Here is a 6,615-nt window from a genome sequence, read left to right as displayed (position 1 = left end):
TATAATGGACCCAAGATTTTAGACACGAAAAAAGGAGATGTTAAGGTAGGTATATGAAACGCAAAAGATATACACCAGAATTCAAATCACAAATCGTGTTGGAAATCTTGAAGGAAGAAAAATCAATGAGCCAGATTGCTTCGGAACACGGGATTCATGTAAACCAGCTGCATAAATGGAAAACGCAATTCCTGCAAGAAATGCCGCAAGTCTTTGAGAAACAAAATAAAGACTTGGAAAAAATGAAAGCCGACTATGAAGAAAAGCTGGAAAACCTTTATGCAGAGGTCGGCAAATTAACCACGCAATTGTCGTGGATCAAAAAAAAATCTGGCATCTACAACGACTAGACGGGAACGCATGGAGATGGTGGACTGGGATGATCCAGAAATGCCTATCTCATGGCAGGCTAACCTGCTCGGGATCAATCGTTCCAGCCTTTACTATAAGCCTGTTCAGCCATCGTTGGAAGAGGTGACCATTAAACACCGGATTGACGAGATTTATACTAAATTTCCGTTTCTCGGTTCACGCAAGATTGCTGAAATACTACAGAATAAAGGGGTGAATATCAACCGTAAAAGAGTGCGGCGTCACATGCGTGAAATGGGTATACAAGCCATTTATCCGGGTCCTAATTTGAGTAAACGCAATCTACAGCACCGTATTTATCCATATCTGCTGAAAGGAGTGAATATTACTCGGCCCAACCAGGTTTGGAGCATTGATATTACATACATTCGCTTGCATAATAGCTGGATGTATCTAACGGCCATTATCGACTGGTATTCCCGTTACATTATCAGTTGGGAACTGGATCAGACGTTGGCAATTGACTTTGTCCTGGATGCCGTACAACGCGCATTCTCGCTCGGTACACCTGAAATATTTAACAGTGATCAAGGCAGTCATTTTACCAGCCCAAAATACATTAATCTTTTAAAAGAGCATCCATCCGTACAAATTAGTATGGACTCAAGGGGGCGGGCATTGGATAATATCATGATTGAACGCTTTTGGAGAAGCCTTAAGTACGAAGAAGTCTATTTAAAGGACTATGGGTCACCAAGAGCGGCAAGAAGCAATATAAGGGATTATATGAACCTTTATAATCATGAACGGCCTCATCAATCATTAGATTATCAAACACCGGCATCTATTTATTTCGGGTAGCCCGTACCGTTATCCTTTCCATCTTAGGCAATTATCTTTCCTGTGCCAGAACCTGTCAAGGGAAAATACGCCCTTGACAGAACCTGACACAAGAAAGAGCTAGTTAGTAAGATGGGAAAGGGAAAACAATGATAACTGACCCCCCCACCTTATTTTTATAAAATATGTGTCTTGACAATGGGGTCCACCTTACTAGATTCAATTTAATTATACAAAAAATGAGGTACAAAAATTTGCACATCTAGTATATAAATTTTAGATATACATATTAAACAATTGATATTAATCGACCTTATTATAACGGTATAATAAAATAGAGAACGATTTATCCACTTTCCGCGGCATCTTCGATTATACTATCAACTTCTAGTCTGATTTTCATTGCATTTATTTGCAAGACTATCAACTACAGTGTTAGTCACTTTTGTTACCACACCGGCTTTTTATCTGGTAACAGTATGGTTTTTGATTTCGTCATATTCTGATATAGATGGACATGAACTTAATAAAAGAGTCTTTTGAGCATTTGTAATCATTGGAATCATGAAGAGCATACCCATACCGGTATTCATGGCTAATACTCTTTTAATCCCTTGAGTGATAAGGGTAGTCATCGATTGATAACTACCCTTTAGGAATTAAAATGAATGATTTTTTTGACGTCAACTGCTCTATCCAATGGTATTTCAATTTGATTTGATGTATCAACATCTTGCAATACAGGGAAAGTAGGCACCTTATCATTTGCACCAATTACTTTAGCCTTAGTCCCATTTGTTAATTCAACGATTGTCTTTAGAGGAAAAATATTCAACATTCTAAAGAAATGATAAAAGTAATAATTTTCTATTTTGCTGCATTCATTAAGTAAAATTCTTTCAGCAGATGTAGAGCCGAAAGCATCCCGATAAGGCCGTTTAAAGTTAATGAAGAATAGACATCAGCTATACTGATAACTTTTAATTCTTCCGTAAATTCATCACCTTGAATACCTTCAGGATAACCACTGCCATCAATACGTTCATGATGATATTTTGCCAATGCAGCGATATTTTCTGAAAAATTATAGCTTTTAAGTATCTTATAACCGTAAACAGTATGATTTTTTATTTCGTCATATTCCGGGGGTGTTAACTTAGATTGTTTATTCAAAATATCTTTAGGAACATCCATTTTTCCTACGTCATGTAATAGACAACCTAAAGAGAAGTCCTCAATATTGTTAAGCCCTATCCTCTTAGCAAATAATGAACCGAAAATGAAAACGTCAAAAGAATGATTATAAGTGTAATTATCTAGGTCTTGCAGTTTTTTCATTAATCGAGAAACCTTATTGATGGACATGAATTTAATAAATAAGCCTTCCAGCCATTCATAATCATTGGAATCATTAAGAGCATAACCATATCGGTACTCATGGCCAATGTTAGATAAATTACTGAAGAATATCTCCTTTAACACTGATACATCGGGTACAGTATCCGTTCTGTTCATTTCATTGTCCTGTTTAATGATGGAGTCGTCATCCTGACCATCATCAATTTCAATTGAGGTGAAGTCCCATTGTTTCAATTTTGAAATGACGTTATTCGACAAACTGTTTCCTTTTCTTAAAATCAATGACTTTCCTCTATATATATCTTGACCTAACAAGTCGCCTTCTCGAACATTTTTAATGTTAACAATTGCCATGGAATCCCCCCATTGTGACTGTATACAGGCATTTATACCTAAGGTATATCAAATTTGTCTTGTTTTGTCATTATTTGTCGTCTTTTTTTCAACTATTATTTTCTACCATGATTATTTGCCCTTTATAAGTCTTGATATCTAACAATCAATGTATCTAAATTTTGGCTGTATTTTAATGTTACTTCATTGAAGTACCATAAAACTTATCTATGTCCAGCATCTTCCTTCTTTCACATACATAGAACACGGTAGCATTAGTGGCCAATGGGGAGACTTTTGCGCTACAGTACATATAGCCAATCATTTCATTCAAGGTAGGGACGACATATTCAAAATTGAAGGATGAGTTCAGCCATACACGAATATGCACTAGTTTACGACTTTTTTAGTCGCCCGACATTTATGTCAAAATCCACCCGCTTTAGCTATATTTAAGAAGGCAGGTCTTTTGCTGGATAAGAAAGTATTATGTATTAGCAGAATTGTGTACCATATGTTATATTAACAATGACTATATTTATTATGGGGGGACAAGATACTTGAAAAAAATCTTATTAATCGTATTGTCTGTCGTTTTTATATTAGGAGCTTGCAGTGGTGATGATGAAGAAGCGACACAAGATGCTCAAAAAAACACCGCGTTATCGAAGAATGTTTAAATATGGGGTTGTGGTGAATACTCAAAATGAATCATCCTTTGCCATAGAAAAAGGAGTATATCCATGAGAAACAGCTGGAAGATTTACTCAAATGATATAAAAAATATCGTGAAAAACTGGGTGGCCGCCATTCTGATCGGCGGTCTGATTATTTTGCCCTCACTGTATGCCTGGTTCAATATCGAGGCATCCTGGGATCCCTATGGCCAGACAGACCAGATTCCTATAGGCGTTGTGAATGAAGACAAAGGTTCTGAAGTACGGGGAGAAGAGATAGATGTCGGCAATGATGTTGTGGACACTCTTAAGAATAATGATGCAATGGACTGGCATTTCACAAACCGGGAGGACGCCATGAAGAATGTGAAACATGGCGATTATTTTGCTGTCATTGTGATCCCTGAAAACTTTTCTGAAAAACTGGGGACTGTCGTAACGGATAACCCTGAAAAAAGTGAAATGGAATATTACGTTAATGAAAAGATCAACGCCATCGCGCCGAAGATTACGGAAAAGGGTGCCAGTACGATCGTGGAGCAGGTCACCAGCAATTTCATATCCACGATAAACGGTGTTATTTTTGATTTATTTGATGAGATAGGCATTGAGCTGAATGAAAGTCTGCCGGATATCCGGATGTTTGAAGATTATATTTTTACTCTGGAAGAAAAACTGCCGGACATTCACGACTTGGTCTCCAGCGGGCTTGAGGACACGAAAAATGCCCAGAACCTGATTGATGAAGCTCAGGCGGCAATTCCAAAGGCTGAGCAGACAACGAAAAGTGGCCTTGAGACCGTCAGGGAAACATCTGGTTTGTTGTCGAAAGCGGAGGATCGCCTGAATGAATTGGCGCCGCAAATCGAGGAAGATTTACAGAAAGCGCAAAACACGGCCGAGGATATTAATCGGTTGCTTCAGGATGCGCAGAGACAGGACATTGATTTCAGCGAAGGAAAAGAGCTGCAGCAAAATATAAGCAACTCACTGGATGATGCCACGAGCCGGATCAGTGAAATCGAGGCAGCATTGCAGCAGCTGAAGGAAATGAATCAAGACCGGCAGGATGGCGAACCTTCAGGCGGCAATGAAGAAGGCAGCGGCAATCGTGAAAATCCTCAGCAGAATATTAACGGGCAGGATCAAGTGATTGCGGATGCGGTTGAACGGCTGGAAACACTGCGAGGGGAGCTTGAAGAAGCCCGGAAGAACGGTGATCAAATAACATCATTCATTGATGATAAGAAACGGGAAGTGGATTCAATCCTTTCTGACCTTGAGGAACTGTCCGGCAATACGGCTACCCGGATAGGTGACTTTTTGACAGAGTACAAGGAAAATATTGAGCCCGAAGTGGAAAAGAAAATCAATCATGCTCAGCAGACATTAGCAGATGCAGAAGACATATTAACCGGTATCCAGTCGACAATACCTGAAGTAAAGCAGGTACTCGCTAGCACAGAGGAAGATATCGGTCAGGGTCGGGATTACCTTAATACGATTCTTGGTGAGTATCCTTATGTCCATGATAAAGTTAATAATCTTGCCGACAGGATCCGTGATGTTCAGAGCGAAGCGGATATTAACGAGATCATCGAGTTATTACGGAACGATCCAGAAGCTGAACGTGGTTTTTTTGAAGAACCTGTCAAACTGAATAAAAATGAAATATTTCCAATCCAAAATTATGGAACAGGGATGACACCATTCTACACCGTGCTGGCTATCTGGGTCGGCGGTTTATTGCTCATTTCTTTATTGGCGGCCGATGTGCATCATACGGAAGAATTAACCGGCAGGGAACGGTATTTCGGCAAGCTGTTCACATTTGTCACCATCGGGCTGCTGCAGGCACTCGTTGTGACACTGGGCAATATAGTCATTCTTGATATCAATATGGTGCACCCGGTTTGGTTTGTCATCTTCGGCCTGTTCATTAGTCTGGTGTTTATACTCATTACGTTTACACTCGTATCCCTGTTTGGTGATGTCGGGAAAGCAATGGTTATTGTTCTCTTGGTCCTGCAGATTGCCGGTGCTGGTGGCACATACCCGGTCGTTTTGCTGCCGGAGTTTTTCCAGCGAATCAATCCATTCCTTCCGTTCACCTATGCCATCGATTTAATGCGTGAGGCAGTCGGCAGCATCATATGGGAAACAGCTTTATATGATGTGGCCATCCTCGCGTTAATTGGGCTTGGTTTTCTGATATTCGGGATGTTGTTTAAAAATGTGGTTAATAAATACACTGACAGGCTGATGAAAAAATCCAAGGAAGCTGGTTTGTTTCATTAATGGCTATAGAAGTATTAAGGATAAGTGTTGAGGTGTCTACGTTTAAAAAAACGGGCAGGAGTTCTGTCCGCTTTTTGATATCTGAAGAGATTGCGAACGCAGTACTTGAACACGACTCTCCTGAGTTTTTTAAAATCAGAAGGGTGAATTTTCTCGTGGATCGGCACAAAATGATTATGAGAATTTCTAAGAAGTACCATTAAATGAAAGGCCAAATCATTCGCCATGTTTTGTATAATGGAATTAGCGTAATAGATTTTGGGAAGGGGAGAAGGCGTGAAACGGAAAACATGGCTGAAAATTGTTTTGGGAATTGCAAGTGTCGCATTGATCATTAATACCATCGTCAGTTTCTATTTTTATCATTTGGCAATTGACCGTAATCAGAAAGACTTTTTACAGGGGAATGAAGATTTGGAAGTGTCGGCTGAGACGATGGATGTGCTGCTTGATGGTGACTGGCGGACATGGGTGGATCAGCAGGAATTTGATGAATGGACGATGACTTCCTATGACGGACTGGATTTGAAGGGCTATTTCCTTGAGGCGAAAGAGCAAACGAATAAGGTCGTTGTGATGGCACACGGCTATCTTGGTAACGCGATGGATATGCGGCTATTCGGCCAGTATTATTATGAAGAGAAAGGCTATAACATATTTAGGGACTGCTGAACAAACAAAAAATCCAATACTGACAAGGAATTTGATCGTATTATGTCGAATATAGGTGCAAGGCCTTTTATAAGAATTCGTTCAAAACCCTTGCACCTGGAGGCAGTTAAACATGTATAAAATG

4 protein-coding genes and 1 pseudogene are annotated in these 6,615 nt (G+C 39.7%); 3 read left to right on the top strand and 2 right to left on the bottom strand.

Translation table 11 applies throughout. The features are described from left to right. Positions 1–53 precede the first annotated feature (53 nt). Positions 54–1,173 (top strand): IS3 family transposase gene (locus VK080_RS14925; protein WP_414672259.1). Its coding sequence is split into 2 segments (ribosomal slippage): positions 54–320 and positions 322–1,173, totalling 1,119 coding nucleotides; the frame shifts between segments, so codons are not numbered across the junction. 846 nt (positions 1,174–2,019) lie between these two features. Here VK080_RS14925 and VK080_RS14920 read toward each other — a convergent pair. Then, a complete protein-coding gene (locus VK080_RS14920; RefSeq protein ID WP_324225567.1) occupies positions 2,020–2,865 on the bottom strand; it encodes an HD-GYP domain-containing protein in 846 nt (281 codons plus the stop codon). Between the two features lie 122 nt (positions 2,866–2,987). Further along, a pseudogene (locus VK080_RS16090) lies at positions 2,988–3,053 on the bottom strand (Spo0E family sporulation regulatory protein-aspartic acid phosphatase); the annotation flags it as partial. A 534-nt stretch (positions 3,054–3,587) separates the two neighbouring features. Between VK080_RS16090 and VK080_RS14915 the strand changes: the two are divergent. Beyond that, positions 3,588–5,819, top strand: a complete 2,232-nt coding sequence (locus tag VK080_RS14915; RefSeq protein ID WP_324225566.1) for a YhgE/Pip domain-containing protein — start codon at positions 3,588–3,590, stop codon at positions 5,817–5,819. Positions 5,820–6,095: 276 nt separating this feature from the next. Continuing rightward, positions 6,096–6,491 carry a hypothetical protein gene (locus VK080_RS14910; RefSeq protein WP_324225565.1) on the top strand — a complete coding sequence of 132 codons (396 nt, stop codon included), beginning with the start codon at positions 6,096–6,098 and terminating at the stop codon, positions 6,489–6,491. Positions 6,492–6,615 lie beyond the last annotated feature (124 nt).

This window comes from Lentibacillus sp., assembly GCF_035301925.1.
Lineage (GTDB): Bacteria > Bacillota > Bacilli > Bacillales > Amphibacillaceae > Lentibacillus.
This window is presented reverse-complemented; position numbering and strand designations above follow the sequence as displayed.

What these genes read in the sequence shown, in the direction of transcription:
- VK080_RS14920 (WP_324225567.1), bottom strand. Translation starts at nt 2,865, where the DNA reads ATGGCAATTGTTAACATTAAAAATGTTCGAGAAGGCGACTTGTTAGGT.
- VK080_RS14915 (WP_324225566.1), top strand. Translation starts at nt 3,588, where the DNA reads ATGAGAAACAGCTGGAAGATTTACTCAAATGATATAAAAAATATCGTG.